At 69.9% G+C, this 23,377-nt stretch carries 23 protein-coding genes and 1 pseudogene; 3 read left to right on the top strand and 21 right to left on the bottom strand.

What is annotated here, in order from left to right; all coding sequences use genetic code 11:
- Positions 1-81 precede the first annotated feature (81 nt).
- A complete protein-coding gene (locus ACRWK7_RS30915; RefSeq protein WP_431861014.1) occupies positions 82-1,077 on the top strand; it encodes a C-terminal binding protein in 996 nt (331 codons plus the stop codon).
- A gap of 123 nt (positions 1,078-1,200) precedes the next feature.
- Here the strand turns inward: ACRWK7_RS30915 and ACRWK7_RS30910 are convergent, their stop codons facing one another.
- The 14 genes and pseudogenes from ACRWK7_RS30910 to ACRWK7_RS30845 form a co-directional block, all read right to left on the bottom strand.
- On the bottom strand, positions 1,201-2,442 hold the full coding sequence (locus ACRWK7_RS30910; RefSeq protein WP_431861013.1) for a threonine synthase: 1,242 nt from the start codon (positions 2,440-2,442) through the stop codon (positions 1,201-1,203).
- A gap of 86 nt (positions 2,443-2,528) precedes the next feature.
- Positions 2,529-3,188 (bottom strand): fumarate hydratase C-terminal domain-containing protein, encoded by a 660-nt coding sequence (locus ACRWK7_RS30905; protein WP_431861011.1) that lies wholly within the window; start codon positions 3,186-3,188, stop codon positions 2,529-2,531.
- The gene (locus tag ACRWK7_RS30900; RefSeq protein ID WP_431861009.1) at positions 3,185-4,132 is read right to left on the bottom strand and encodes a fumarate hydratase; all 948 of its coding nucleotides are present in this window, start codon (positions 4,130-4,132) and stop codon (positions 3,185-3,187) included. The genes ACRWK7_RS30905 and ACRWK7_RS30900 overlap by 4 nt, the downstream gene beginning before the upstream one ends.
- A gap of 2 nt (positions 4,133-4,134) precedes the next feature.
- Positions 4,135-5,856 carry an L-aspartate oxidase gene (locus ACRWK7_RS30895; RefSeq protein WP_431861007.1) on the bottom strand — a complete coding sequence of 574 codons (1,722 nt, stop codon included), beginning with the start codon at positions 5,854-5,856 and terminating at the stop codon, positions 4,135-4,137.
- Positions 5,853-6,197, bottom strand: a complete 345-nt coding sequence (locus tag ACRWK7_RS30890; protein WP_431861005.1) for a hypothetical protein — start codon at positions 6,195-6,197, stop codon at positions 5,853-5,855. The genes ACRWK7_RS30895 and ACRWK7_RS30890 overlap by 4 nt, the downstream gene beginning before the upstream one ends.
- On the bottom strand, positions 6,194-6,676 hold the full coding sequence (locus ACRWK7_RS30885; RefSeq protein WP_431861003.1) for a succinate dehydrogenase, hydrophobic membrane anchor protein: 483 nt from the start codon (positions 6,674-6,676) through the stop codon (positions 6,194-6,196). The genes ACRWK7_RS30890 and ACRWK7_RS30885 overlap by 4 nt, the downstream gene beginning before the upstream one ends.
- Positions 6,676-7,380, bottom strand: coding sequence for a succinate dehydrogenase/fumarate reductase iron-sulfur subunit (locus ACRWK7_RS30880; RefSeq protein ID WP_431861002.1), 705 nt, complete (start codon positions 7,378-7,380; stop codon positions 6,676-6,678). Before ACRWK7_RS30880 ends, ACRWK7_RS30885 begins: the two co-directional genes overlap by 1 nt.
- Complete coding sequence (locus ACRWK7_RS30875) at positions 7,380-8,264, bottom strand: ABC transporter permease (protein WP_431861001.1); 885 nt, start codon at positions 8,262-8,264, stop codon at positions 7,380-7,382. Before ACRWK7_RS30875 ends, ACRWK7_RS30880 begins: the two co-directional genes overlap by 1 nt.
- The gene (locus ACRWK7_RS30870) at positions 8,257-9,114 is read right to left on the bottom strand and encodes an ABC transporter ATP-binding protein (protein ID WP_431860999.1); all 858 of its coding nucleotides are present in this window, start codon (positions 9,112-9,114) and stop codon (positions 8,257-8,259) included. The genes ACRWK7_RS30875 and ACRWK7_RS30870 overlap by 8 nt, the downstream gene beginning before the upstream one ends.
- A gap of 4 nt (positions 9,115-9,118) precedes the next feature.
- Positions 9,119-10,135 carry an ABC transporter substrate-binding protein gene (locus ACRWK7_RS30865; protein ID WP_431860997.1) on the bottom strand — a complete coding sequence of 339 codons (1,017 nt, stop codon included), beginning with the start codon at positions 10,133-10,135 and terminating at the stop codon, positions 9,119-9,121.
- Positions 10,136-10,357: 222 nt separating this feature from the next.
- Positions 10,358-11,161, bottom strand: coding sequence for an aminotransferase class IV (locus ACRWK7_RS30860; protein WP_431860995.1), 804 nt, complete (start codon positions 11,159-11,161; stop codon positions 10,358-10,360).
- Positions 11,158-12,438: an aminodeoxychorismate synthase component I gene (gene pabB, locus ACRWK7_RS30855; protein WP_431860994.1), complete on the bottom strand. Its 1,281-nt coding sequence runs from the start codon at positions 12,436-12,438 to the stop codon at positions 11,158-11,160. The genes ACRWK7_RS30860 and pabB overlap by 4 nt, the downstream gene beginning before the upstream one ends.
- Positions 12,439-12,590: 152 nt before the next feature.
- A pseudogene (locus tag ACRWK7_RS30850) lies at positions 12,591-12,677 on the bottom strand (helix-turn-helix domain-containing protein); the annotation flags it as partial.
- Positions 12,641-12,904 (bottom strand): hypothetical protein, encoded by a 264-nt coding sequence (locus ACRWK7_RS30845; protein WP_431860993.1) that lies wholly within the window; start codon positions 12,902-12,904, stop codon positions 12,641-12,643. The pseudogene ACRWK7_RS30850 and the gene ACRWK7_RS30845, both read right to left, overlap by 37 nt.
- A gap of 204 nt (positions 12,905-13,108) precedes the next feature.
- On the opposite strand from ACRWK7_RS30845, the gene ACRWK7_RS30840 reads away from it, so the two are divergent.
- Positions 13,109-14,368, top strand: a complete 1,260-nt coding sequence (locus ACRWK7_RS30840; protein WP_431860992.1) for a glycosyltransferase — start codon at positions 13,109-13,111, stop codon at positions 14,366-14,368.
- A gap of 9 nt (positions 14,369-14,377) precedes the next feature.
- On the opposite strand, the gene ACRWK7_RS30835 is transcribed toward ACRWK7_RS30840, so the two are convergent.
- Together ACRWK7_RS30835 and ACRWK7_RS30830 are read right to left on the bottom strand one after the other, a co-directional pair.
- Complete coding sequence (locus ACRWK7_RS30835; RefSeq protein WP_431860990.1) at positions 14,378-14,593, bottom strand: hypothetical protein; 216 nt, start codon at positions 14,591-14,593, stop codon at positions 14,378-14,380.
- A 74-nt stretch (positions 14,594-14,667) separates the two neighbouring features.
- Positions 14,668-16,005, bottom strand: coding sequence for an outer membrane beta-barrel protein (locus ACRWK7_RS30830; protein WP_431860989.1), 1,338 nt, complete (start codon positions 16,003-16,005; stop codon positions 14,668-14,670).
- A gap of 376 nt (positions 16,006-16,381) precedes the next feature.
- Between ACRWK7_RS30830 and ACRWK7_RS30825 the strand changes: the two genes are divergently transcribed.
- Positions 16,382-16,984 carry a polysaccharide biosynthesis/export family protein gene (locus ACRWK7_RS30825; RefSeq protein WP_431860987.1) on the top strand — a complete coding sequence of 201 codons (603 nt, stop codon included), beginning with the start codon at positions 16,382-16,384 and terminating at the stop codon, positions 16,982-16,984.
- A 113-nt stretch (positions 16,985-17,097) separates the two neighbouring features.
- Here the strand turns inward: ACRWK7_RS30825 and ACRWK7_RS30820 are convergent, their stop codons facing one another.
- The 5 genes from ACRWK7_RS30820 to ACRWK7_RS30800 all read right to left on the bottom strand — a co-directional run bounded on the left by ACRWK7_RS30820 (position 17,098) and on the right by ACRWK7_RS30800 (position 23,204).
- Positions 17,098-18,195 carry a hypothetical protein gene (locus tag ACRWK7_RS30820; RefSeq protein WP_431860985.1) on the bottom strand — a complete coding sequence of 366 codons (1,098 nt, stop codon included), beginning with the start codon at positions 18,193-18,195 and terminating at the stop codon, positions 17,098-17,100.
- Positions 18,196-18,334: 139 nt separating this feature from the next.
- Entirely contained in the window at positions 18,335-19,540 is a 1,206-nt protein-coding gene (locus ACRWK7_RS30815; RefSeq protein ID WP_431860983.1) for a nucleotidyltransferase domain-containing protein, read from the bottom strand.
- Complete coding sequence (locus ACRWK7_RS30810) at positions 19,515-20,231, bottom strand: hypothetical protein (protein WP_431860981.1); 717 nt, start codon at positions 20,229-20,231, stop codon at positions 19,515-19,517. Before ACRWK7_RS30810 ends, ACRWK7_RS30815 begins: the two co-directional genes overlap by 26 nt.
- Positions 20,212-22,536, bottom strand: coding sequence for a GumC family protein (locus ACRWK7_RS30805; protein WP_431860979.1), 2,325 nt, complete (start codon positions 22,534-22,536; stop codon positions 20,212-20,214). Before ACRWK7_RS30805 ends, ACRWK7_RS30810 begins: the two co-directional genes overlap by 20 nt.
- Positions 22,512-23,204: a metallophosphoesterase family protein gene (locus ACRWK7_RS30800; protein WP_431860977.1), complete on the bottom strand. Its 693-nt coding sequence runs from the start codon at positions 23,202-23,204 to the stop codon at positions 22,512-22,514. The genes ACRWK7_RS30805 and ACRWK7_RS30800 overlap by 25 nt, the downstream gene beginning before the upstream one ends.
- Positions 23,205-23,377 lie beyond the last annotated feature (173 nt).

The raw sequence follows: 23,377 nt of genomic DNA, 5'->3' as shown, positions 1-23,377 counted from the left end.
ATACCCTCCCGTATTTTTTCCCAGTGTTGCCCGTTTCGCGGAATAGGGCAACTATTCGTGCCCAAACGTGAGGAGGACTGCATGGCGCGTTGGGTCGTGGGCGTGAGCGACCACATGATGCCGCCGCTCGATCTGGAGGCGGCGGCGCTGGGGCCGGAGGTGGAGCTGGACTTTCTGGATGTCCGGCGGGAGGAGGATCTCGACCCGGCGCGGCTCGCCCGGCTCGACGCGCTCCTGGTGTGGAGCGTGCCGGTCACGGCGCGCAGCATCCCGCACCTGACGCGCTGCCGGCTGGTGGTGCGGTTCGGCGTGGGGTACGACAAGATGGACGTGGCGGCGCTGACGGCGGCCGGCATCCCCTTCGCCAACAACCCCGACTACGGCACCGAGGAGGTCGCCGACCACGCGCTGGCTCTGGTCCTGTCGTTGCAGCGGCGGTTGTGGGAGCATGATTCGCGGGCGCGCGGCTACACCACGCGCTGGCAGACCAACACGCTGTCGCCGCTGCGCCGTTCCTCGGCGGCGACGGTGGGCGTGGTCGGGGTGGGGCGGATCGGCACGGCCATGGTCAACCGGCTGAAGCCGTTCGGCTATCGGATCCTCGGGTACGATCCCTACCAGCCGGCCGGGCACGAGAAGGCGGTCGGCTACACGCGGGTGCGGCACCTGGACGAGCTGCTGGGGCAGGCGGACATCGTGACCTTCCACTGCCCGGCCAACCGCGAGACGCGCGGCATGATCGACGCCGCGCGGCTGGAGCGCTTCAAGCCCGGAGCGATCCTGGTGAACACGGCGCGCGGGGACCTGCTGGACGGATTGGACGCGCTGGAGGCGGCGCTACGCAGCGGGCGGCTGGCGGCGGCGGGGCTCGACGTGCTGCCGAGCGAGCCGCCGCAGCGGCACCCGCTGCTGGACGCGTGGCGGGCGCGGGAGGAGTGGCTGGCCGGGCGGCTGGTCATCACGCCGCACAACGCGTTCCACTCGGACGAGGCCGGCGTGGAGATGCGGCGGAACGCGGCGGAGACGGTGCGGATCTTCCTGGAGGACGGGGTGGTGAGGAATCGGATTACCGAGTAGTTCGGGCGCTGGTCCCCCCTCCTAACCTCCCCCCACTGCGCGGGGGGAGGAACTCCGCCGCCAGTCTCAAAAGCCCTCCCCCGCGAAGTGGGGGAGGGTTGGGTGGGGGCCCAGCTCAGGAATTCACAACGCCCCGAAATCGATCGGCTTGGTCCGGTCCAGGGTCCGGTGCACCGGCGGCAGCGGGTACTTCAGCCCGGTCGCGCAGTTGAACAGCACCGCGCGGTCGGACTTCGCCACCCGGCCGTCGGCCAGCGCCAGCTTGTACGCCGCGTAGGTCGCCGCCCCCTCCGGGCAGAGCAGGAAGCCCTCCTCGCGCGCCGCCTCGTTCAGCGCCGCCTGGATGGCGTCGTCCGGCACCGCCACGGCGAAACCGCCGCTCTCGCGCACGGCGCGCAGGATCAGGAAGTCGCCCACCGCCTGCGGCACCCGGATGCCCGACGCGATGGTGTGCGCGTCCTCCCAGCGCGGCGCGTGCTCCTCGCCCCGTTCCCAGGCGCGCACCATCGGCGCGCAGCCGGCGGCCTGCACCGCCACCATGCGCGGGCGCCTGGACCCGATGAAGCCGATGGCCTCCAGCTCGGCGAACGCCTTCCACATGCCGATCAGGCCGGTGCCGCCGCCGGTTGGGTAGAAGATCACGTCCGGCACCTCCCAGCCGAGCTGCTCGGCCAGTTCCAGGCCCATGGTCTTCTTGCCCTCGATCCGGTACGGCTCCTTGAGGGTGGAGGTGTCGAACCAGCCGACCTCCGCCTTGCCCTGGCCGACGATCTTGCCGCAGTCGTCGATCAGGCCGTTGACGCGGTACACCGTCGCGCCCTGCAGCTCGATCTCCGAGACGTTCACCTCCGGCGTGTCCTCGGGGCAGAAGATCGTCGTCCGGATGCCGCAGCGGCTGGCGTAGGCGGCGAGCGCGGCGCCGGCGTTGCCGTTGGTCGGCATCGCCATGTGCGTGATGCCCAGCGCCTTCGCCATGGACACCGCCATCACGAGGCCGCGCGCCTTGAACGACCCGGTGGGCAGCCGGCCCTCGTCCTTCACCAGCAGCTCGGACGTGCCGAGCTTCGCCGCCAGCCGGGGCAGGGGTACCAGCGGGGTCACCACCTCGCCCAGGCTGACGATGTCCTCGACCCGGCGCACCGGCAGCAGCTCGCGGTAGCGCCAGAGATCCTGCGGGCGCTCGGCCAGCGCGTCCTTGGTCAGCGCCTTGCGCACGCCGTCGAGGTCGTAGCGCACCAGCAGCGGCTTTCCGGCCGCCGACAGGTTGTGCACCCGGTCGGCCTCGTAGCGCTCGCCGGTGTAGGAGCACTCCAGGTGCGTGACGAAGGTCGGGCGCTCGGTGGTCAGGTTGGCGTCGAAGCGCACGGTGGGGTCCTTTCTACTTCCGGTTCTTTTCTGGTCGTCATCCCCGCCTTCGCGGGGATGAAGGCAAAATGCGTTGTTGGGGCTGGCTAGATCACTTCATCGTCGCGCGACGTGGTCTCGCCGTATCGCCGCAGCGCCGGCTGCTTCAGGCCCTCGTACAGTCGGTCGAGGTTCGCGTTGACCTGTTTGCCCATGCGCTCGAACAGGCTGTTGCCCTGCAGGTCGCTCTCGACCAGGAAGGGACCGAAGCGCTCGACCTCCAGCACCCACATGGCCTGGGCGATGCCGAGTTCCTTCAGCCAGTGCACCTCGCGCACCCGCTTGATGCCGCGGCCGAGCAGCGCGCCGGTGCCATAGCCGACGGTGGTCAGGTAGACGGCGCCGTGCGGGACGAAGTGGGTGCGGTAGTCCTCCTCGCTCATGCCGCCCTTGCCGATGATCAGCTTGCACCCCGACACGTCGAACCAGCGCTGCAGCCAGTGCGAGAAGCGGAAGCTGGCGGTGGCGGTGACTGCCCCCATGGTGATGGTGCCGTCCTCGGCGACCGAAGCGGCGGGGGAGCAGTGGAAGTTGACGTTGGACACGCCCGCCAGATCGACGGGCGGCGCGAGCCCCTCGTCGAGGATGCGTTTGTAGAGGCCCTCGCGGCCGGTGTAGAGCACGCCGTCGAGATAGACGACGGTGCCGACCTCCAGGCCCTTCAGGTCCTCGGGACGGACCGGGACGGTGAGGCGGACTTCCTTCATTCCACGCCCTCCCGGCGATGATACTCGGTGAACCAGTGCGGGTCGGTGCGGTGCTCGACCCGGCCGTCGGCGTGGATGCGCGCCACCGCCCGGCGCGAGGACAGGCAGAAGCTGTGCACGCTCATCGGCATGCCGCCGGTGTGGGTGTAGGCGACCTCGACGTGGCAATCGACGACCATGGATTTGCCGACGAAGCCCATCGGCCCCATGCCGATGCTGTTGCCGAGGTCCTTCAATTCCTGCTCCAGCGCGGCCACCTGCGGGTCGGGGTGGCGGTCGCCGACGGTGCGCAGGCACGCCGCCTGCTTGCCGATCACCATGCAGGTGTCCTTGGAGCCGCCCAGGCCGATGCCGACGATGGCCGGCTGGCAGGCGAGGCCGCGGCGGCCGAACTGCACCATCACGTCGAGGAAGAAGCGCTTGATCCCATCGATGCCGTCGCCGGGGAACAGCATGCGGTAGTCGGTGCCGAACAGCCCGCCCTTGTGCACGGTGGTGACGTCGATCCAGTCGGCGTCCGGCTCGAAGCTGTACTCGATCTCCGGCGCCAGGATGCCGACGTTGTTGTTGTGGTCCTTGCGGGAGAGCGGGTGAACGCGGTTGGGGCGCAGCGGGATGGCGTGCGTGGCGTGCGCGGTGGCGCGGCGCAGCGCGCGTTCCAGCGCCACGAAGCCGCCCTCGACGCGCGCCTCGTTGCCGACCTTGACGTAGTAGCGCGGCAGGCCGGTGTCGGCGCACATGGCGCGGCGGTCCTGCTCGGCGACCTCCCAGTTCTCGACCATGGCCTGGAGGACGAAGCGGCTCAGCTCGTCCTCCTCGCGCGTCATCATGTCCTTGATGCCGGCGCGGTAGTCGTCGGGGATCTCGATGGCGGCGCGGCGCGTCAGCTCGACGCCGGTCTCCTCCACCACCGATATAGGAATGGGGGATATCGGGATGGCCATGCTCAGTCCTCGATCAGCGTCTCGCCCGGCCGCACGCGGGTGAAGGCGACGGGCTCGGTGGTCACGGCGATGCGCTCGCCGTCCAGGCGGACGATGGTGTTGGCGGAGGTGTTCAGGTCGCCGGTCTCCGGGAAGTCGGCGCGGAAATGGGCACCGCGGGAATCCTCGCGGGCCAGCGCCGCGGCGGTGACGGCGCGGCTGACCAGGATCTGGCTGTGTAGGTTCAGCCAGTCGTGCCACGTCAGATTGAAGGTGCGCGAGGAGTCGGGGATGCCCGTCGCGTCCAACTCGGCGCCCAGGTCCTCCAGGGCGCGGGAGGCGCGGAGCAGGCCCCCGGCGTCGCGGACGATGCCGACGTCGTCCCACATCACCCGGTACAGCCGCTCGCGCAGGTCGTTGAGGTCGCCGGCCGGCCGGGAGAACGGGCGCAGCGTGCGCTCCAGCGCGGCGTCGATGACGGTCTGGTCGGGGTCGGCCAGCACGCCCTCGCGCGGCACCCAGGCGGCCATCGTGTCGCCGGCGATGCCGCCGAACACCGTGGAGTTCGCCACGCCGTTGCCGCCCAGCCGGTTGGCGCCGTGCACGCCGCCGGTGTCCTCGCCGGCCGCGAACAGGGCCGGCATCTCTGTCGAGGTGTCCGTGCGGAAGGGCACGCCGCCCATCATGTAGTGCGCGGTCGGCACCACCTCGACCAGCCCGGAGACGAGGTCGAAGCCGACGTCGCGGCAACGGTCCACCATGCCCTTGAACTCGCGCCGCACCATGGCGGGGTCGAGGTGGCGCATGGTGATATAGAGGCCGCCGTTGGGACCGGTCCGGCCGCGGCGCATCTCCTCGTACATGCCGCGGCTGACGATGTCGCGCGTCGCCCGTTCGCCGCGCGGGTCGTACTTGTGCATGAAGCGGTTGCCGTCGCCGTCCAGCAGGTGGCCGCCCGCACCCCGCAAACCCTCCTCGATGATGGTGCCGGTGATGCGCGTCTGCGACCCGGCGACGAGGCCGGTGGGGTGGAACTGCACCATCTCCAGGTCGCGCAGCGGCAGCCCGGCGCGCAGGGCCATCGCCATGCCGTCGCAGGTCTTGTCGCCCGACGGCGTGTGGTAGAGGTACATGGACGGCCCGCCGCCGGTCGCCAGCAGCACCGCCCTGGCGCGCACGAGGCGGAAGCCGCCGGTGCGCATGTCCACCATCAGCACGCCGGCGAGGCGGCCGCCGTCCTTCGCGGGAATGAGTTCCAGCGCCCGGTGCTCCTCCAGCCGGGCGATGCCGCGGGCCCACACCTGCTCGGCGAGGCGGTTGATGATCTCGATGCCGGTCAGCGAACCCTTGTGCACCGTGCGGTCGAAGGTCTGCCCGGCGAAGGCCTTCTGGTGCAGCGTGCCGTCCGGGTTGCGGTCGAAGAAGCAGCCGAGGTCGTTCTCAAGCTCATGGATGCGTTCGACCGCCTTGACCACCAGGGTCCAGGCCAGCTCCTGGTCGTTCAGCCACTTGCCGCCCTCCACCGTGTCCATGAAGTGGCGTTCGAGGCTGTCCTTCGGGTTCAGCGCCACGTTGTAGCCGCCCTGCACCATGCGGGTGCAACCGCACTTGCCGAGCAGGCCCTTCACCGCGATCGCGATGCGCAGGTGCGGGGCGGCCTTGTGGGCGTGCAGCGCCGCGAACAGCCCGGCGCCGCCGCTGCCGAGGATCAGGATGTCGGTGTCGATGCGGTCCACGGTCGTCATGGGCGGGCCATCAGCAGAGTGAGCAGGACGGCGGCGAATCCGGCGCCGAAGGCCAGCGCGATGCGTGTCTTCTGGGTGTCGCTCCAGGGCAGGAACTCCAGCGCCAGCAGGCGCAGGCCGCCCGCCATGTGGAGCGCCAGAAGGCCGACGAGGACAGCCTCGGCCAGCTTGACCAGCGGGCGGTCGGTCCAGGCGACGAAGGCGTCGAACGAGGCGTCCTCGACCGCCGTCGCCAGAACCAGGAAGTGCGCCGGCAGGAACAGCGCCAGCGCGAGGCCGGACAGCCGGTGCGCCAGGAAGGCCCACCAGGCTGGGTGGTTGCGGTGCGCGGCGGCCCTCATGTCAGCACCAGCACGGCGCGGAAGCCCAGGACCAGCGCCAGCGCGGCGAACAGCAGAGCCGCGGCGTCGGCGAGGCGGGGGTGCCGGATCCACTCCCGCAGGACGGCGCGCAGGCCGATGGACCCGTGCACGGCGACCACCAGCACGAACAGGCCGTACAGGCCGCCCCACAGGACGCTGCCCTTGGTGCGGCCGAGGATCTCCGCGGCGCTCAGGCCGCCGCGGACGGCGTAGAGGATGACGCCGAGGTGCAGCAGCACCAGCGGGGCGAGCACCATGGCGCTGAGGCGCTGGGCGAGGAACAGGCGCAGCTCCAGGCGGCGCCCCTTCCCCTCTCCCGCCCCGGGAGAGGGAGGGGCCCACGCGGAGCGTGGGAGGGTGAGGGGCGACCCAGGATCCTTGGATTTACCCTCACCCGGCCGCTTCGCGGGCGCGCGAGGCGGGAGAGGGTTCTGGGCCGGGCAGTCTTCCAACCCCATCACAGCTCCCCCTTCAGCACCGCGCGGAAGACGTCCCGCTTCAGCCCGGCGATCGCCCCGGTCGGGTTCAGGTGGTTGGGGCAGTGCCGCGCGCAGCTGCCTTGGCTGTGGCAGGCGTGGCAGCCGGCGTCGTCGGCGACCACCGCGAGGTGCCCGATGCGGTCGCCGTCGCGCGCGTCGTTGACCAGCGTCCAGGCGCGGTTGAGCGCCGCCGGGCCGAGATAGTCCAGGTTGGCCGCCACCACGTCGCACGCCGCGTAGCACACGCCGCAGCCGATGCACTCAATCCCCGCGGAGGCCTGCCGGCGCTCCGGGCTCTCCGGATCGACGGCGGCGAACTCCAGGGCGCCGGGCTGCGTCGGGATGAAGCGCCCGCCGGCCTCCTGCCACTTGTCGAAGAAACCGGCCATGTCCACGGCCAGGTCCTTGATCACCGGCATGTTGCGCAGCGGGCGGATCTCCAGCCGGCCGTCCTTCGCCACCTTGGAGACGTGCGTGCGGCAGGTCCAGCGCGGCACGCCGTTCACCGTCATGGCGCAGGACCCGCACATGCCGACCCGGCAGGCGAAGCGGTAGGACAGCGTCGGGTCCAGGTGCCGCTGGATCCAGGTCACCACGTCCAGCACCGTCTGGCTCTCCAGGAACGGCACGCGGAAGGTCTCGAAACCCTCGCCGCGCCAGACGTCTACGGTCAGGTCCGCCATCAGCGCACCATGCCCCACTTGCGGATCGTGTGCGCCTCCAGCCAGCGGAAGGCGACGTTCTCGACGATCAGGCCGATCAGGATGACGGTGATCAGGCCGGCGAAGACCTTGTCGATGTACAGCTCGTTGCGGTTCTGGAAGATGAACCAGCCGAGGCCGCCCTTGCCCGACGACACGCCGAACACCAGCTCCGCCGCGATCAGCGTGCGCCACGCGAAGGCCCACCCCACCTTCAGCCCCGTCAGGATCGACGGGAACGCCGCCGGGATGAGGATCTGCACCACGTAGCGCATGCCCTTGAGCCCGTAGTTGCGCCCGGCCATGCGCAGCGTGTCCGACACCGAGGTGAAGCCGGAGTGCGTGTTGAGCGCCACCGGCCACAGCACCGCGTGCACCAGCACGAAGGTCAGGCTCGCCCCGCCCAGCCCGAACCACAGCATGGCGATGGGCAGCAGCGCGATGGCCGGCAGCGGGTTGAACATGGCGGTCAGCGTGGACAGGATGTCGTCGCCGATGCGCGTGGTGACCGCCAGCGTCGTCAGCACCACCGCCAGCGCGATGCCGATGACGTAGCCCTTGAGCAGCGTGGCGATGGACAGCCCCGCCATGGACAGCAGGTCCTCCCGCGTCACCGCCTCCCAGAACGCCGCGACGGTGGCGGTGAAGGTGGGGAACATCAGCGGGTTGTTCTGCCAGAGCGCCACGCCTTCCCACACCGCCGCGACCAGCGCCAGCACCAGAAGCCGGCGCAGCGCGGTGACGTTGGCGACGCGCTCCCACGGCGAGAGCGGGCGGGCGACGTCGCCGATGACGCCGGCGTTGGTGACGACGCGCTCGTACTCCGGGCGGACGGGCGGCTCGCGGCGGAGGATCGCGTCACTCATGGCGAGCCGCCCCCTCGTCCTCGATGCGGTCGGCGAACAGCATGGTGTGGATGCGGGTCGCGGTGTCCTGGAACTCCGGGCTGCCGACGGTGAGGTGGTCGTAGCCGTGGCAGTTGATCTCCGCCTTCGCCTGCCCCGGGTGCGGGGAGAGCACCAGGATGCGGGTGCCGACCACCAGCGCCTCCTCGATGGAGTGGGTGACGAACAGCACGGTGAAGCGCACGTCGTCCCACAGCTGCAGCAACTCCTCCTGCATCTTGCGCCGGGTCAGCGCGTCGAGCGCGGCGAACGGCTCGTCCATCAGCAGGATGTCCGGCTCCATGGCCATGGCGCGGGCGATGGCGACGCGCTGCTTCATGCCGCCGGAGAGCATGTGCGGGTAGGCGTCGGCGAACTTGGCGAGGTTGACCTTGGCGATGCAGTCCAGCGCCTTCTCCTCCGCCTCCCGGCGGCGGAGCTTGCCGCTGGCCAGCAGCGGGAACATGACGTTCTGCTTCACCGTCTTCCAGGGCGGCAGCTGGTCGAACTCCTGGAACACCATCATGCGCTCCGGCCCCGGCGCGGCCACCGTCTGGCCGTTCAGGCGGATGGTGCCCTCCACCGGCGCCAGGAAGCCGCCGACCGCCTTCAGCAGCGAGGACTTGCCGCAGCCGGACGGCCCGAGCAGCACGAAGCGTTCCGCCTGGAAGACCTGGAAATCGACGCGCCACGTCGCGGTGACGAGGTGCTGGCGCGTCTTGTACTGGAGGGTGACGCCGGAGACGTCGAGCAGCGGACGGGGCAGGGTGGTCGAGACGATGCTGGTGGACAGCCCCGTGTCCGGCAGGATGCTGCGGCCGAGGATGCGCATCCGCTCAGCTCCCGCTCTCGCCGTGCACGTCGTCGAAGAAATACTCCTTCCACGAGGCCGGCTTGTTCTTGATGGCGCCGACCTTGTTCATGAACGCGGCGTATTTGCCCATGTTCTTGGGCGCCACGCCGAACTGGATGTCGGGGTCGGCCAGGATCTTCTCGACGAAGCCCTTGTCCAGGTCGCCCTTGTTGATCGCCAGATAGGCGGTGGCGGCGGCCGGGTGGTCCTTGTTGATGAGGTCCATCGACTCCTTCAGCGCGGCCAGGAAGGCGGCGTAGGTCTTGGGGTTCTTCGCCTTGAAGGACTCCTTGGCCCAGATCAGGTTGAAGGTGTGCGGCCCGCCCAGCACGTCGTAGGAGCTGAGCACCTTGCGGATCTTCGGGTTCTCCAGCTGCTGGTACTGGAACGGCGGGCTGGAGAGGTGGCCGGTGATCTCCGTCGCGCCGGACAGCAGCGCCGTGGTGGCGTCGGGGTGCGGCAGCGATACGGTGAGCTTGTCGAGCACGTCGAACTTGCCCTCGCCGAAGGCCTGCTCGGCCGCCATCTGGAGCGTGCGCGCCTGCACCGATACCTTCACCGCCGGCAGCGCGATCTTGTCCTTGTCGGTGAAGTCCTTGATGGACTTGACGTTCGGGTTGTTGGTGGTGAGGAACAGCGGCATGCTGTTCAAGGCGCCGATCGCCTTGACGTTGGCGTTGCCCTTGGTGCGGTCCCAGATGGTCAGCAGCGGCCCGACGCCGCCCGACGCCATGTCGATGCTGTCCGACAGCAGCGCGTCGTTCATCGCCGCCCCGCTGGAGAGCTGCGCCCACTCCACCTTGATGTCCAGGCCCTGGGCCTTGCCGTGCTTCTCGATGAGCTGCTGGTACCGCATGACGTGCAGCGGCAGGTAACCGATGCCGAACTGCTCGGCGATGCGCAGCGTGCCTTCCGCCGCGGCCGGCCCGGAGAACGCCACCCCGGCCACGGCGGCCAGTGCCGCGACGGCGTTGCGGAAACGGGTCCTGACAAGGTGCATGGCGCTATCCTCCCATGGTCGCGTGTTGAACAGGCTGGCATTGCGCAAATCGCAATGTCAATAACCGGCAAAAAACATCGCAACGCTGTAGTTATCGTTGTGCGCGCATTGACTGATTGTTAGTGTATCAATCAATTTGGGGCTGCGGAATATGTCCGAAGGGAAGGGGCGACGTGCGCCGCGAGGCCCTCCCCCAGCGGGGCTGGGGGAGGGCTGAGGTTACTACAGAGCCGCCGCCAACCTGGTGGCCACCACCCCAGGCCGGCCATCGCCGACCGGCTGTCCGTCGATGGCGATCACCGGGCGGACACCAAGGCTGCTGGTGAGGAAGGCTTCCTCAGCGAGCAGCAGATCTTCGACCGTCACCGGCCGTTCCACCACGGGAAAGGCCTCCAGCACCGCGGCGCGCAGGACGCCGGGCAAGGGGCCCTCGCTCACCGGCGGCGTCACCAGAGCGTCGTCCAGCCGCAGGAACAGGTTGGCCGCCGAGGCCTCGGCGATCCGGCCGGCGGTGTTGAGCAGCAGCGCGTCGTCGGCGCCCCGCCGCGCCGCCTCCTGCCGCGCCAGCACGCCGTCGAGGTAACTCAACGATTTGATGCGGGACAGAGGCGAGTGCTCGTTGCGCCGGGTGCCCTGCGCCATCACCACGCGGGCCGGCGGCAGGGGCGGCGGCAGGGGAGCGGCGGTGATCAGCAGCGTCGGCGTCGGTTCGGCCGGCGGCAGCAGGCCGCGCGGGCCGGGGCCGCGGGACAGCGTCAGACGCAGCGACGCCTCGGACAGCCCGCGGCGCGCCAGCAGCGCGTCCATGGCGGCGGCAAGCCCGGGGTCGTCGAGCGGCACCGGAAGGGCGAGGATCTCCGCCCCGGCGCGCAGGCGGGCGAGGTGACGGTCCAGGCGCAGCGGCCGGCCGCCGCTCACCCGCAGCGTCTCGAACAGCCCGTCGCCGAGCAGCAGGCCACGGTCGTCCGGGGCGATGCGGGCCGCCTCCGCCGCGAGGAGGACGCCGTTCAGCCAGACCTCGGTCATGCGATGCGCCCTCCCAGCACGGCCAGCAGCGGCCGGATCTTGACCAGCATCTCCTCCCACTCCGCCGCCGGGTCGGAATCGGCGACGATGCCGCCGCCGGCCTGGGCGACCACGGTGTCCGGCGTGATGGTGAGCGTGCGGATGACGATGCTGCTGTCCATCGACCCGTCGTAGCCGATGCGCACCACGCTGCCGCAATAGGCGCCGCGGCGCGAGGCCTCCAGCTCGTCGATGATCTCCATGGCGCGCACCTTCGGCGCGCCGGTGATCGAGCCGCCGGGGAAGGCGGCGCGCAGCAGGTCCACCGGCCCGAGCCCCGGCCGCAGCCGCGCCGTGACCTCGGAGACGAGGTGGTGGACGGTGGCGAAGCTCTCCAGCCCGGCCAATTCCGGCACCTTGACCGAGCCGACCTCAGACACCCGCGCGAGGTCGTTGCGCATGAGGTCGACGATCATCAGGTTCTCGGCGCGATCCTTGACGCTGGCCAGCAGCTCGTCGGCCGCGGCGCGGTCGGCCGCGGGATCGGCGTGGCGCGGGCGGGTGCCCTTGATCGGGCGGGTCTCGACCCGGCCGTCGGCCGACAGGCGCAGGAAGCGCTCGGGCGAGGCGCTGGCGATCTGCAGGGCCGGGCCGCAGTTGAGGAACGCGGCGAACGGCGCCGGGCTGAGCGCGCGCAGCCGCTCGTACAGCGCGTAGGCGCCGACGCCGGCGGGGCGGGGCGCGGTGAAGCGCTGGGTGAAGTTGGCCTGGAAGATGTCGCCGGCGAAGATGTAGTCGATCACCCGCCGCACCCGCGCCATGTACGCGTCGCGGTCGAGGTCGGGCGTCCACAGGGCGGTGGCGCCCACCGGCTCGGCGGGCGGCGGCCCGGCGAGCCGGCCGGCGAGCGCCCCGGCGTCGGGGCCGGCGGTCCAGGCGCGGCGCTCGTGGTGGTCGAAGACGGCGACGGTGTCGTACAGGCCGACCACCATGTCGGGCAGGCCGTGCGGGTTGCCGTGCCGCGCCGGCAGCCGTTCCAGCCCCTGCGCCAGCTCGTAGCCGAGGAAGCCCACGGCGCAGCCGGGGCCGCCGCGGCGGGCGGCCAGTTCGCGCTCCAGCGCCGCGAAGGCGTCGGCGCCGCTCGCCTCGATCGCCCGCGCCGGATCGACGGCGATGGTGGAGAAGCGGCCGCGCCCGCCCGCGTCGGCGGCGCTGTCCAGCAGCATGGCGTAGGGCCGCGCCGCGAAGCGGCGGAAGGCGGCGGCGGGATCCTGGAAGGGCAGGGCGACGGTGTCCACGGCAGCACCGGGTGAAAGGCGGCTCGGACGCACCGCTGTGCCCGGTTTGGCCGGGGCTGTAAAGCCCGTTCTCGGTCCTGGCGTCCGGCAGCGATCTCCGCCAACCGCTCGGGCTCGACGATCTCCACTGAACAGGTGTCGACCAGCCGGATCACGCCGCTGGTGCGCAGCTTGGTGAAGGTGCGCGACACCGTCTCGATGGTCAGGCCGAGGTGGTCGGCGATGACCGTCCGCCCCATCGGCCGCGCCACCCGCTGCGCTGCGCCGCCGCCCGCCGGTCGCGCAGCAGCAGGCGCTCGCGCGCGGCGACCAGATCGGCCCGCATGCGGGTGAACTGCTTGCGCGCCAGCGCCGGGCGCTGGTCCATCGCCGCCTTCAGGCGCTCGACGGTGTCGTGGGCCGAGCGGTCGGACTGCGTGCATGGCTGCACGCCCCGTGCGCTCAACGCCGTTTCCATTCCCGACATGGTTGAATCTGCAGCGCCGTGTCGCGTACAGTCGCCTGCTCCCGGCCTCTTCGTTCCATAGCTTTCACAGGCCGGGCCGGGGAGCTGTGGTAGAAGTGTCGCGGGAACGATGCTCGAGGGAGTTGTGTGCATGGCGAGGATCCTGGCTCTCCGTTCCGGTGGCTGGGAAGCCGGGCGGCACGCCCATATGATGCGGAGCCGCGCGTGACCGGTCTCGCCGTCCTCGCAAAGCGTCCGCGGATTGCGGGTGCGCCGACGCCGCGCCGGCGCATCGTCGTCCATGACTACGCCGGCCATGCCTTCCCCGTGCAGCTCAGCCGCTGGCTGGCCGGGCAGGGGCATGAGGTGCTTCATCTGTATTCAGCCGATGTGGAGACGCCGCGCGGCCGTCTGGCCCGCGCCGCCGACGATCCGCGGGGATTCTCGGCGGAAGCGGTGAGCAGCGGCCGGCCGCTGAACAAGTACGCGCTGGTGCGCCGATGGTGGCAGGAGATGGACTATGGCGCGCGGCTGGCGGCGCACGTCGCGGCCTTCCGGCCCGACGTCGTCCTCTCCGGCAACACGCCGCCGGCCGTGCAGCACCGCCTGTTGAAGGATCTCAGGCGCGCTGGGGTGCCTCTGCTGTGCTGGGTGCAGGACATCTTCTCGGTCGGCGTGGCGACGCTGCTGCGAAGCAAGCCGACGCCGGTGCGCTGGGCTGCGCAACGCTTCGTCGAGCATGCGGAGTTCGGCGCCATGCGCGGGTCGGCCGGGCTGGTGGTGATCGCGCCGGAGTTCCTGCCGATCCTCGCCGCCCGCGGCGTGCGCCACCCGCGCAGCGCCGTCGTCGAGAACTGGGCGCCGCACGGAGAGATCGTCCCACGCCCCAAGGATAACCCCTGGTCTCGTGCGCACGGGCTGGCCGACAAATTCGTCTTCCTGTGTTCGGGCACGGTGGGGATGAAGCACAACCCGGCGCACCTCGCCAACCTCGCCCGCGCCTTCCGCGATGACGATCGCGTGCGGGTCGTGGTGGTCAGCCAGGGGCTCGGCCGGACCTGGCTGGAGGAGGTCAAGGCGGCGGAGAGGCTGGACAACCTCGTGCTGCTGGACTTCCAGCCGTTCGAGGCGCTGTCCGACGTGCTCGCCGCGGCCGACGTCTCGGTGCTGCTGCTGGAGGCCTATGCCGGCGCGCTGTCGGTGCCGTCGAAGGTCTACAGCTATTTCTGCGCCGGCCGCGCCGTGGTTGCAGCGGTGCCGGCCGCCAATCTGGCGCGCCGGTTGGTCGAGCGCGAGCACGCCGGGTTGTGCGTCGATCCCGCCGACGAGGCGGGCTTCGTCGCCGCCGCGCGCCGACTGCGCCACGAGCCCGAAATGCGCGCGGGCATGGCCGCCAACCAGATCGCCTATGCGGCGGATGCCTTCGACATTGATCGCATCGGCGCCCGCTTCGCCGACATCCTCGACCAGGCGTGCGCCGGCTGAGCGGCCGGCTCACCGGCAGTCGCGATCATACACGCTGGTGAAGTCCGACTGCCTCAACTCGGTGACGTAGCCGTTGTCGAGCTGGGACTGCGCGTAGTCGCGGAAATCCTGTGCCGCTGCGGTCTGGGTCCGATCGAGACAGCGGACCTCAGCCACGCTGGGCGGCGGGACGTCGGTGGTGCAGGCGGGCAGAAGAAAAGCCAGGACGAGGAACAGTCTGCGCATCGGCGGCCTCGGCGGGGAAGTGGCGTTCCCAAAAGGAACGCGGCACCCCCCGCCTTGGTTGCATCGATGGCCGCCTACATGCGCACGCCGAGCCGCGCAACACCGACGATCTGGTCGAAGCCGGATCCGGTCTGGTTGGAAATGCGCCGCCGATACCCCAGCTCGCCGCCGACGTAGAATTCCGGCATCAGTGCGTAGATGACGCGGGCGCGCGAATCGTAGGTCCAGTTGACTTGGTCGGTGCCGTGGAATTCGTCCCGGAAGGCGCTGAACGTGCCGGTCAGGATGATGTTCCGTTGCAGCTCGTGGCGCGCCAGGATGCTGCCGCCGGTGTGCACCAAGCCGGAGGCGCCGACGGTGGTGGTCTCCTGAATCGACCGCTCCAGCGACAGCACGACGACCGTCATGCGGCTGGGAGTCCAGTTGAACACGGACTTCACGGCGAAGCCGGCCGGATCCTTGAAGCGCGGGTCCTCGTAGTCCTGCCGCAGGTAACCGACCAGGAAATCGCCGCGGATCAGCTGCGAGATGTCGACGCCGATGCCGGTCTCGGCGCGCCAGCCCGTGCTCGACCGGTTGTAGCCGCTGCGATCGAACTGGTTGTCATACTGGCGGCGGTTGGCCTGCAATTCGGCGACGGCCGCGTAGCCCGGAAACAGCTCGTAGGAGCCGCGGCCGATTGCCCCCATTTCCCAGCGGTTGCGGTCGGAGTTGTCGATGACGGATCCGGTGTCCGTCTCCACCCTGTCAAACATGCGGCGGGCGCCGTTGATCTCGCCCGAGAAGGTGTAACGGCCAGCCTGGATCTTGCTTCCCGTGCGGCCGGTGAAACCGGAGGTCCGCGTCGGCGTCTTGCCGCCGCGGTCGTCCGGGCTGCCGCGGTCCTCATAGCGCTGGTACGCCTCCAGCGATCCGTTGCCTTCCCATTCCCGGCTGAAATCGTAGCGGCCATCGACGTTGGCCGAGGCGTCGAGGTGGTTGTCGTTCTTGTAAGTCTTGAAGACGAACTGCTCGACGCGGGCCGCCACGTTCAGCATGTGGTTCGAGAACCGCGAGCGCAGTTGGAACTCCGGCGCGATGCGGGTGATGAAGTCCGCCCTCTTGTCGGTGGCGCGGGCGTAGATATTGGTGTTGTACAGTTCGTCGAGTTCCATCTGCGGCAGCAGCAGGAAGGAGCCGACCTCGATCCCCTTCGGCTGGTAGGAATCGTCGATCTGCTTCTCGTCGTTCTCACCCTGCTTGTTGTCCTGCGGGTTCTTCTCCTGCGTCAACTTCGCCGCGCCGGCACCGGCGCCGGCACCAGCACGGCGCGGATCGCTGCCTTGCTGGGGGTTGGCGCGCTGCGCCATCGCCGGTTGCGACCATGCCGCCAGCAGAGCGATCACCGAGGCTGCGGCGAGCAACGGGCGCACGAACCCGAGCGCACGCGCCAGCCCGTCACTGCGAGCGGGAGCGGGGTGGGCGGCGGAAGCAGCGGGATACGAGGGAGCCATCTGCCGTCGAAATTCCGAAGTGTAAGCCAAGCTGAGCGCTTACCATCTTTTGGACGGCCATGCCACAGTTAAGTTGTGGATTTGGCTTGAGTTGCATCGTTGAGGAGGTTTGATCGTTTCTCCATGTTGCAAAAAGTCGCATTTCGTCCGTTTGCGCGCGCGTCTCCGTAATTTCTGGAGATCCGATTCGCTGTTGCGTTGAGCGGGCGAAGATGCATAATAGTTGCGCACACCTGCGCTGGGGAATACCGGGGCGTCAACCCTACCAAGAACACCCGAGGCGTCGAGTCCTGTAATGGCCAAACTAATGAATGTGTTTTCACTGCGCGCCGCTGTGTTGCTTATGATGGGGGCCGTCTCGCTCAGCGCCTGCGGCGGATCGACAATCGGCGATTTCCCTGGAGAGCTTGCTCCGACCAGCATCGTGAACCCGACGGAAGGCTATCTTCTTGAGCCGGGAAACCGCGTGCGGGTGATCGTGTTCAATGAAAACAACCTGTCCGGCGACTTCACGGTCGATCCGGCGGGCAACATCGCTCTGCCGCTGATCGGCAACATCCCGGCCAGCGGCGTCACCGCCAAGGTGCTCACCAAGCGTATCGGAGACGCCCTCAAGCGCGACGCCTACATGCAGAATCCGAGCGTCGCGGTCGAGGTGCAGACCTTCCGCCCCTATTACGTCCTGGGTGAGGTGCGGCAGCCCGGCGAATTCCCGTACACGAACGGCATGACCGTGCTCAGCGCCATTGCCCGTGCGGGCGGCTACGATTACCGCGCCCGCCAGGGCGAAGTGGTGCTGGTGCGGCCGGTTCCCGACGGCCAGAAGGAATACAAGGCCACGGAGCGCACGCCGTTGCTTCCCGGCGACATCGTGAAGGTGCTGGAACGGCGCTTCTGATCCCTAAGGGGAGCGAATGAAACAATGGCCGGGCCGCCCTGCGCGCCCGGCCATTTTGTTGCGGTCTCGTGCTGGGGCCGTCTTCGCGGAAGCCGCGGCTTCGCTCGACCCGATCAACTCGGGCTGGAGGTGAAGATCGAGGTTGGCGGGACGATGATCGGCGGCGTGTTCGGCGGGTTGGGGTTGCCCGGCGGTTGCTGGGTCTGGTTGGGATTTTGCGGCTGGTTCGGCGTGGTGCCGGGGTTTTGCGCGGTCTGCTGGCCTTGGCCTTCCGTGCGCTGGGGCGGAGGCTGCTGGCCGGCGAGGATGGCGTTCACCGCCGCCGCGTTGGTCGGGTTGACCTGGTTGAGGGTGTTCGCGGAACCGGCCTGATTCAGCGTCTGGGTTACGGTGGCGGTCACCGTCGGCACGGCCGCGACCACGGCCTGCGAGGTCGCCGCAGAGTACGCGTTCGCCATGACCGTGATGGCGGCCTGCGGCGCCGACTGGTAGACCACGGGATTGCTGACGACCTGCGTCACGGAGGTGGCGATGGCGGCGACCATCTGCGGGGCGATGCGCTGCGCTTCCGGCTGGATAGCGACGCGGGCCGCGGTCGTGACCACGTTCATCGTATCGGCCGGCGCTGAGGTCATCACCGTCTGCGCCTGCACGGTCTGCACCGCCGCGCCGGCGATCTGAACCGCGATGGCCGGGGCGAGAGGCAGCACCTTCTCAGCCACCGAGACCGCCTGGGCGCACACCGCTGCGGTGACGGTCGGGTTGTTGATGGTGGACGACGCGGAAACGACGGCCGCGGCGACGTTGGCGGCCGCGAGCGGCGCCACCTGCTGCACCTGCGGCGCCACGAAGATGCGCGCGGCGGTCGTCAGCACACCGGCGGTCTGCTGCGGCGCGGAGGCCTGCACGGGCGTTGCCCGCACCGTCTCCACGGCCGCCGCCGCCGCCTGGATCGCTGCCTGCGGGTTGGTGGTGAGGAGCTTTTCCGCGGCCGCCACAACGGCCTGCGCCAACTCGGCGCCGCGTTGCGGGTTGCCGCCGGACAGTGTGTTGAGCGCCTGCGTTACCTGCTGGGCGTTGCCGCTGAGAACCGCGGCGCGCAGGGCGGGGGGCAGGGAATTGACATCCCCCTGCTGGGTCGCCTGACCGCCCCGGTTCTGCTGCCCCTGGTTCTGCTGGGCAAGCGCGGGGCTGGCCGTGAGGGCAACCATGGCCAGGGCCAGAGCGCGCGCTGGAACCTTCATCGTGATCTTCCCATGCTGGCAGGAACCCCTCTGCACAGGTATTAATACGCCTTTGCCGCGCAACTGCAAGCGACAGTTCTCAGTCCGGTAGAGGCGTGCCGCGTGTTCAGCGCCGCTGCTGATCGCCCCTGAGCAGGCGCACGGCCAGCAGCACCGGCCGCAGCAACGGATAGAGAAAGGCCAATCCGGCCGGCAGGCGAAACAGAGTGCGGTCGGTGGGGCTGCGGAACAGGATCCGGACTTCCTCGATGCGGCTGCGGAGATCCGGACAGAGCAGGAGGTCGGCCTGCCGGAGCATGAACTGCTCGCGCACCCAGACCGGAAGGCGGGATGGAGAGCGGCGGGCCCGGGTCCACGTGGCGACGACGCGGTCGATGGTTGCCGCGCGGCGGTCGGCGAGCCATGCCTCCCGGTGACGGTCGGCGAACGGCGCGTCCAACTCGGCATGGGCGAGCGCCAGCGCGTGCAGGAGGGCGGGCGCGGAGCCGTCCTGCTCCGCCTGCGCCAGCGCCGCGTCCACGTCGCCCGGATCCCGCAGCAGCAGCGCCACGTCGGCCAGCCAGCGCAGCCGCTCCCAGCCGTGGTGAACCCCGTGCACCGTGAGGAAGACGGCGTAGCGCGCCGGCGCCAATGTGTGCACCTCGATGCCGAATGGCCGCACGGTGATGCGCTCCGCCCACAGCGCCGCGAAGTCCCAGGGCAGCAGGAGGCGGTTGCGCATGGGCCGCCACTGCAACTCGATGGTGCCCCCGTCGCCATGGTAGATGGCGTCCTTGGTCAAGGCGAGCAGTTCCTCCACCGTCATGACGCTCGACAGGCGGTAGCCGAGCGTCTCCAGCACCCGATGTGCGTCGAGCGCCCGTTCCCGCGCCACGAGCAGGTCGATGTCGACGGCCGGCCGGAGGTCGGGTGCGCCGTAAAGCAGCTGCGACAGTGCGATGCCCTTGAGAACCAGAACATCGATGCCGGCGTCCGCCAGCGCGCCGGTCACCCGCCGGACCGCCGCGGCCTGCCGCATGGCGCGCACGCCGGCCCTTCGGCGCGCGTCCCGCAGCGGTGTGCCGGCCGGGTGCGTGCCGCGGGCCGACAGCAAGGCGTGCAGCGGCGGCGCCATCCCGTGCCGTTCCGCGAGGGCAAGCAAGGCCGCGGGATCGGGCGGATAGGGAAGGGGCGCGTCCGGCCGGCAATGCGGCCACAGCGCAGCCGCGCGAAGCAGGTCGGATTCCGGCCCCTCCGGCAGCAGACGCGCCAGCCGGTGACGCGGCAGCGCGCCGGTCGCCACGTCGTTATTTCCGGCCATGTCGCCGGACATAATCGGCAACCTCGGCGTCGGTCAACTCGTCCAGGGCCCGGCGGACGAAGGCTCCGGCTTCGGGTTCGTCGCCGAGCCGTGCGATCGTGTCGGGCGCCATCACCCAGGCCTTGCGCACCTGTCCGCGCAGCAGGGCTTGGGTCTCCACGGTCATCGACGGCAGCAGGCGCAGCCCCATTCCGATCCGCCACACCATCAGATCGGGATCGAAGGCGCCCGACAGCATCGACAGCCGCAACGCGTCGACCGCGCCCCGGCGGTCGCCGGCCTGCTCACGCAACGCCGCCAGCGCCGCCCAGGCGTACGGCTGCACCGGCCCACGGGAAAGCCCCTCCTCGATGGCGGCCGCGGCGTCGGCGAGCAGGCGGTCGCGTTCGGCGCCCGGCGCGCTCGCCTCCGCCCGACGGATCAGCAGCATGCCGCGCTCGGTGTCGCGTTCGCCGCTCGGCTCCCAGCGGGTGGCGGCGGCCCGCGCGGCGATCGCGCCTTCGAGGTCGGCTGGAGCCACGGGGCGCCCCCTGGCGAGGTCCCAGACGATGTCCTGGCTGTCCGCCACCATCATGCCGGCAATCAGGCGCGGCACGCCGAGGGCCAGGAGCGCGCAACCGAGCAGCCCCGCCAGCACCACGGCCGCCGCGGTTCCCCGCCCGCGCACGCGGGCATCGCCGGCCTCAGTCGGCGTAGTATTCACGATAGCGTCCATAATACTGGCCGTAGTCGCCATAGCCGTAGCGGGCGTGCTTGCGCTGGTTGACCTGCGACAGCACCAAGCCGGTGGCATCGACCCCGGTGCTGCGCAGCAGCTTCAGCCCGTTGCGCACGGCGTCGCGCGTCGTCGCGTTCCAGCGCACCAAGTAGACAATGCGGTTGGCCAGCGGGGCGATGACGCGCGTGTCGGACACCGCCAGCATCGGAGCCGTGTCGATGACGATGCGGTCGTAATGGCCCAGCAGGTCGCGCAGGAAGCTCTCCATCGCCGGGCCCTTGATCAGTTCGGCGACGTTGACCTCGCGCCCCGCGGGCAGGAAATCGAGGGTGCCGGCGGCGCTGCGCTGGACCACGTCGTCGAAGGCCGCGTCGCCGCTCAGCACCTGGGCGAGGCCGCGGTTGCCGTCCACGCCGACGACGGTGTGCAGGCGCGGGCGGTGGAGGTCGGCGTCGATCAGCAGGACGCGCTTTTCCGCCTTGGAGAACATGACCGCGAGGCAGAGTGAGACGAAGGTCTTGCCCTCCTTCGGCACCGAGGAGGTGACCATGACGACCGGAGCGCTGTCCGGATCGCCGAGGCTGATCGAGGTGCGCAGGCTGCGCACCGCGTCGGCGAGGGCCGAGCGCGGCCGGCTCAGAAGCTCGTCCACCGGCTTGTGCTGCTGGCCGCGCTGCAGCGGGATCATGCCGAGCATCGGCAGTCCCGTCAGTTCCTCCGCTTCGTCGCCCGAGCGGATGGCGTTGTCCACGTGGTCGAGCAGGAAGACGAGCGCCAGCCCGGCGAGCAGGGCCAGTCCGCCGACGATCGTCAGCGTCGTGGACTCCTTGGGGAAGGATTTCGTGGTGGGCAGGTCGGCGGGCGACACGATGCGCGCGTTGGCCCGCTGCATCCGCTCCTGTTCGGCTTCGCGCTTGAAGCGGTTCAGGAAGGATTCGTAGAGCGTGCGGGTCGCCTCCGCCTGGCGTTCCAGCTCGCGCAGCCGCACCTCGGCTTCGCCGGCGACGTTCGCCTGCTGGCGGACGCTGTCCAACTGCCGCTCCAGCGACCGCACGCCGGCGGCGGCCACCTCGACGTCGTTGGCGAAGGAGGACGAGATCTTCTCGATCTCCCCGGCGATCTTGTTGCGGATCTCCCCCAACTCGGCGCGCAAGCCGACGAGGCGGGGATGACGCTCGCCATAGATCTTCTGAGCGTCCGAGCTTTCGCGCAGCAGCGTCGCCTCCTGCTCGCGCAGGCGCTGGATGAGCGGGGACTGCAGCACGTCGGTCGTCGCCTCGGCGCTGCCGCGCGAGCGCAGCACCGAACGCGCCTGGTCCAGCCGCGCCTGCTTCTGCGCAAGGTCGGAGCGCGCCAGCACGAGGCGCGAATTCAGCTCGGAGAGCTGCTGGTCGGTCAGCGTGACCTGCCGGTCTCCCTTCCGGCGCAGGCCGTGCTGTCCGCGGAACTCCTCGACGGCACCCTCGGCGGCGACCACGTCGCGGCGCAGGACGTCCAGCCGCTCGCCCAGCCAGCCGGAGACGCGCCGCGCCTCGTCGAAGCCGGCCTCCAGGCGGTCGAGCACGTACATCTCGGCAACGGTGTTGGCGATCAGCGCCGCCTTCTCCCGGCTCTCCGAGGTGTAGGTGATGGTGATTATGAAGGAGCGGCGCTGCGCCTGAACGTCGAGGCCGGCGCTGAAGGCCCGTACGATCCGCGCCCTCTCCATCTCGGATCGCGCGGAGGACGTGAGCTCGGGTTCCGGGGAGCCGCTGCCCAGCCATTCGGGCGGAAGCCAGGACAGGGGGTTGAGCGAACGCAGGATGCCGTCCAGCGGCCGCGGTGCGCGCAGCTTGGGGTTGAACTCCGGATCGTCCTCGAGACGCAGCTTCTCCACCACGCGGCGCGCCAGCATGGTCGAGGTGATCAGCTGTGCTTCGGTCTGCACCACGCTGTCGGTCATGTACGGGCGGAACGAGCGGTCGGCCAGCGGGTCGCGCACCTCCGACGCTTCGATCATGATGCTGGTGCGCGCGGTGAAGCGGGCCGGCATCTGTTTGAGCAGCAGAATCGTCGGAGCGAGCGTCAGGAGAAGGCAGGCGAAAATCAGGTGCTTGCCGCGCCAGACCACGCGCCACGCCCAGCGGAGGCGTTGCCGCAGGTCGTTCTGGAAGGCCTCGGCGAAGCCGGCGGCGTCCACCGGCTCCCGTGTCCGGCCCGGAAGGCGGCGCTGTCCGCCGCCGTCGTTCGACGGCGCTGGCAGGGCAACCGCCGCCCGCTCGCCAGTCAAGCCCGCGCCTGTATCAGGCATTGCCGATCCTCCTCAAGCACGAGCGCGGTCAACACACCCGTGGCGTAAGCTCCCGTGTCGATGCCGATGCGGTTCCCGCGCATCTCCGGCTCGGCCACCATCGTGTGCCCATGGACCACGACCTTCTCGTGCGGCCGCCGATCGGAAAGGAACGGTTCGCGGATCCACAGCAGGTCCGATGCCCGCTGCCGGTCGAGCCGGCGGCCGGGCCGGATGCCGGCGTGGACGAACACGTAGTCGCCGGCCACAACCATGGTCTCCAGGGAGTCCAGGAAGCCGCGGTGGTGATCGGGAAGATTCTCCAGGAAGCGGTCGCGCACCGCTTCGCAGCGGGCACGCTCCCGGATCCCCAGGGAGGCGCGCACGCCATAGCTCGCCAGCGTCTCGACGCCGCCGTAGTCCAGCCAGTCGGCCGCCGCCGCCGGCTGATTCAGGAAATCCAGCAGCACGGCCTCGTGGTTGCCCATCAGGAACCGGCACGACACCCCGTCCAGCACGGTTCCGCACAGGCGTTCGAGCACCGGGCAGCTTTCGTCGCCCCGATCGATGTAGTCGCCGAGGAAAACGATTTCCGTGGTCAGGCCTGCGGCGCGTGCGTGCACGGCATCCTCGCCGATCCGGTCCAGAAGCTCTTCCAGGGCGCGGCGCTGGCCGTGGATGTCGCCCACGGCGTAGATGCGCCGGCCTTCGGGAGCGCGCGGCGGAAGGACTGGTGGAGGCGACCGCCAGAAGCCGAGGATGCCTTCTCCCCAACGATTCAACCGCACCATCCTATGTCAATCGGCGGTTGCTGGCCGCCCTTCATTTCAACAGGTGTGCAATAGCACTTTTTGAGATACCG

The organism is Azospirillum sp. (genome assembly GCF_050789165.1).
The sequence above is the reverse complement of the archived record's forward strand: the minus strand, read 5'-3'. Positions and strand labels throughout refer to the sequence as shown.

What these genes read in the sequence shown, in the direction of transcription:
- ACRWK7_RS30915 (WP_431861014.1), top strand. Translation starts at nt 82, where the DNA reads ATGGCGCGTTGGGTCGTGGGCGTGAGCGACCACATGATGCCGCCGCTC.
- ACRWK7_RS30905 (WP_431861011.1), bottom strand. Translation starts at nt 3,188, where the DNA reads ATGAAGGAAGTCCGCCTCACCGTCCCGGTCCGTCCCGAGGACCTGAAG.
- ACRWK7_RS30900 (WP_431861009.1), bottom strand. Translation starts at nt 4,132, where the DNA reads ATGGCCATCCCGATATCCCCCATTCCTATATCGGTGGTGGAGGAGACC.
- ACRWK7_RS30895 (WP_431861007.1), bottom strand. Translation starts at nt 5,856, where the DNA reads ATGACGACCGTGGACCGCATCGACACCGACATCCTGATCCTCGGCAGC.
- ACRWK7_RS30890 (WP_431861005.1), bottom strand. Translation starts at nt 6,197, where the DNA reads ATGAGGGCCGCCGCGCACCGCAACCACCCAGCCTGGTGGGCCTTCCTG.
- ACRWK7_RS30885 (WP_431861003.1), bottom strand. Translation starts at nt 6,676, where the DNA reads ATGGGGTTGGAAGACTGCCCGGCCCAGAACCCTCTCCCGCCTCGCGCG.
- ACRWK7_RS30880 (WP_431861002.1), bottom strand. Translation starts at nt 7,380, where the DNA reads ATGGCGGACCTGACCGTAGACGTCTGGCGCGGCGAGGGTTTCGAGACC.
- ACRWK7_RS30875 (WP_431861001.1), bottom strand. Translation starts at nt 8,264, where the DNA reads ATGAGTGACGCGATCCTCCGCCGCGAGCCGCCCGTCCGCCCGGAGTAC.
- ACRWK7_RS30870 (WP_431860999.1), bottom strand. Translation starts at nt 9,114, where the DNA reads ATGCGCATCCTCGGCCGCAGCATCCTGCCGGACACGGGGCTGTCCACC.
- ACRWK7_RS30865 (WP_431860997.1), bottom strand. Translation starts at nt 10,135, where the DNA reads ATGCACCTTGTCAGGACCCGTTTCCGCAACGCCGTCGCGGCACTGGCC.
- ACRWK7_RS30860 (WP_431860995.1), bottom strand. Translation starts at nt 11,161, where the DNA reads ATGACCGAGGTCTGGCTGAACGGCGTCCTCCTCGCGGCGGAGGCGGCC.
- ACRWK7_RS30845 (WP_431860993.1), bottom strand. Translation starts at nt 12,904, where the DNA reads ATGTCGGGAATGGAAACGGCGTTGAGCGCACGGGGCGTGCAGCCATGC.
- ACRWK7_RS30835 (WP_431860990.1), bottom strand. Translation starts at nt 14,593, where the DNA reads ATGCGCAGACTGTTCCTCGTCCTGGCTTTTCTTCTGCCCGCCTGCACC.
- ACRWK7_RS30825 (WP_431860987.1), top strand. Translation starts at nt 16,382, where the DNA reads ATGGCCAAACTAATGAATGTGTTTTCACTGCGCGCCGCTGTGTTGCTT.
- ACRWK7_RS30820 (WP_431860985.1), bottom strand. Translation starts at nt 18,195, where the DNA reads ATGGTTGCCCTCACGGCCAGCCCCGCGCTTGCCCAGCAGAACCAGGGG.
- ACRWK7_RS30815 (WP_431860983.1), bottom strand. Translation starts at nt 19,540, where the DNA reads ATGTCCGGCGACATGGCCGGAAATAACGACGTGGCGACCGGCGCGCTG.
- ACRWK7_RS30805 (WP_431860979.1), bottom strand. Translation starts at nt 22,536, where the DNA reads ATGCCTGATACAGGCGCGGGCTTGACTGGCGAGCGGGCGGCGGTTGCC.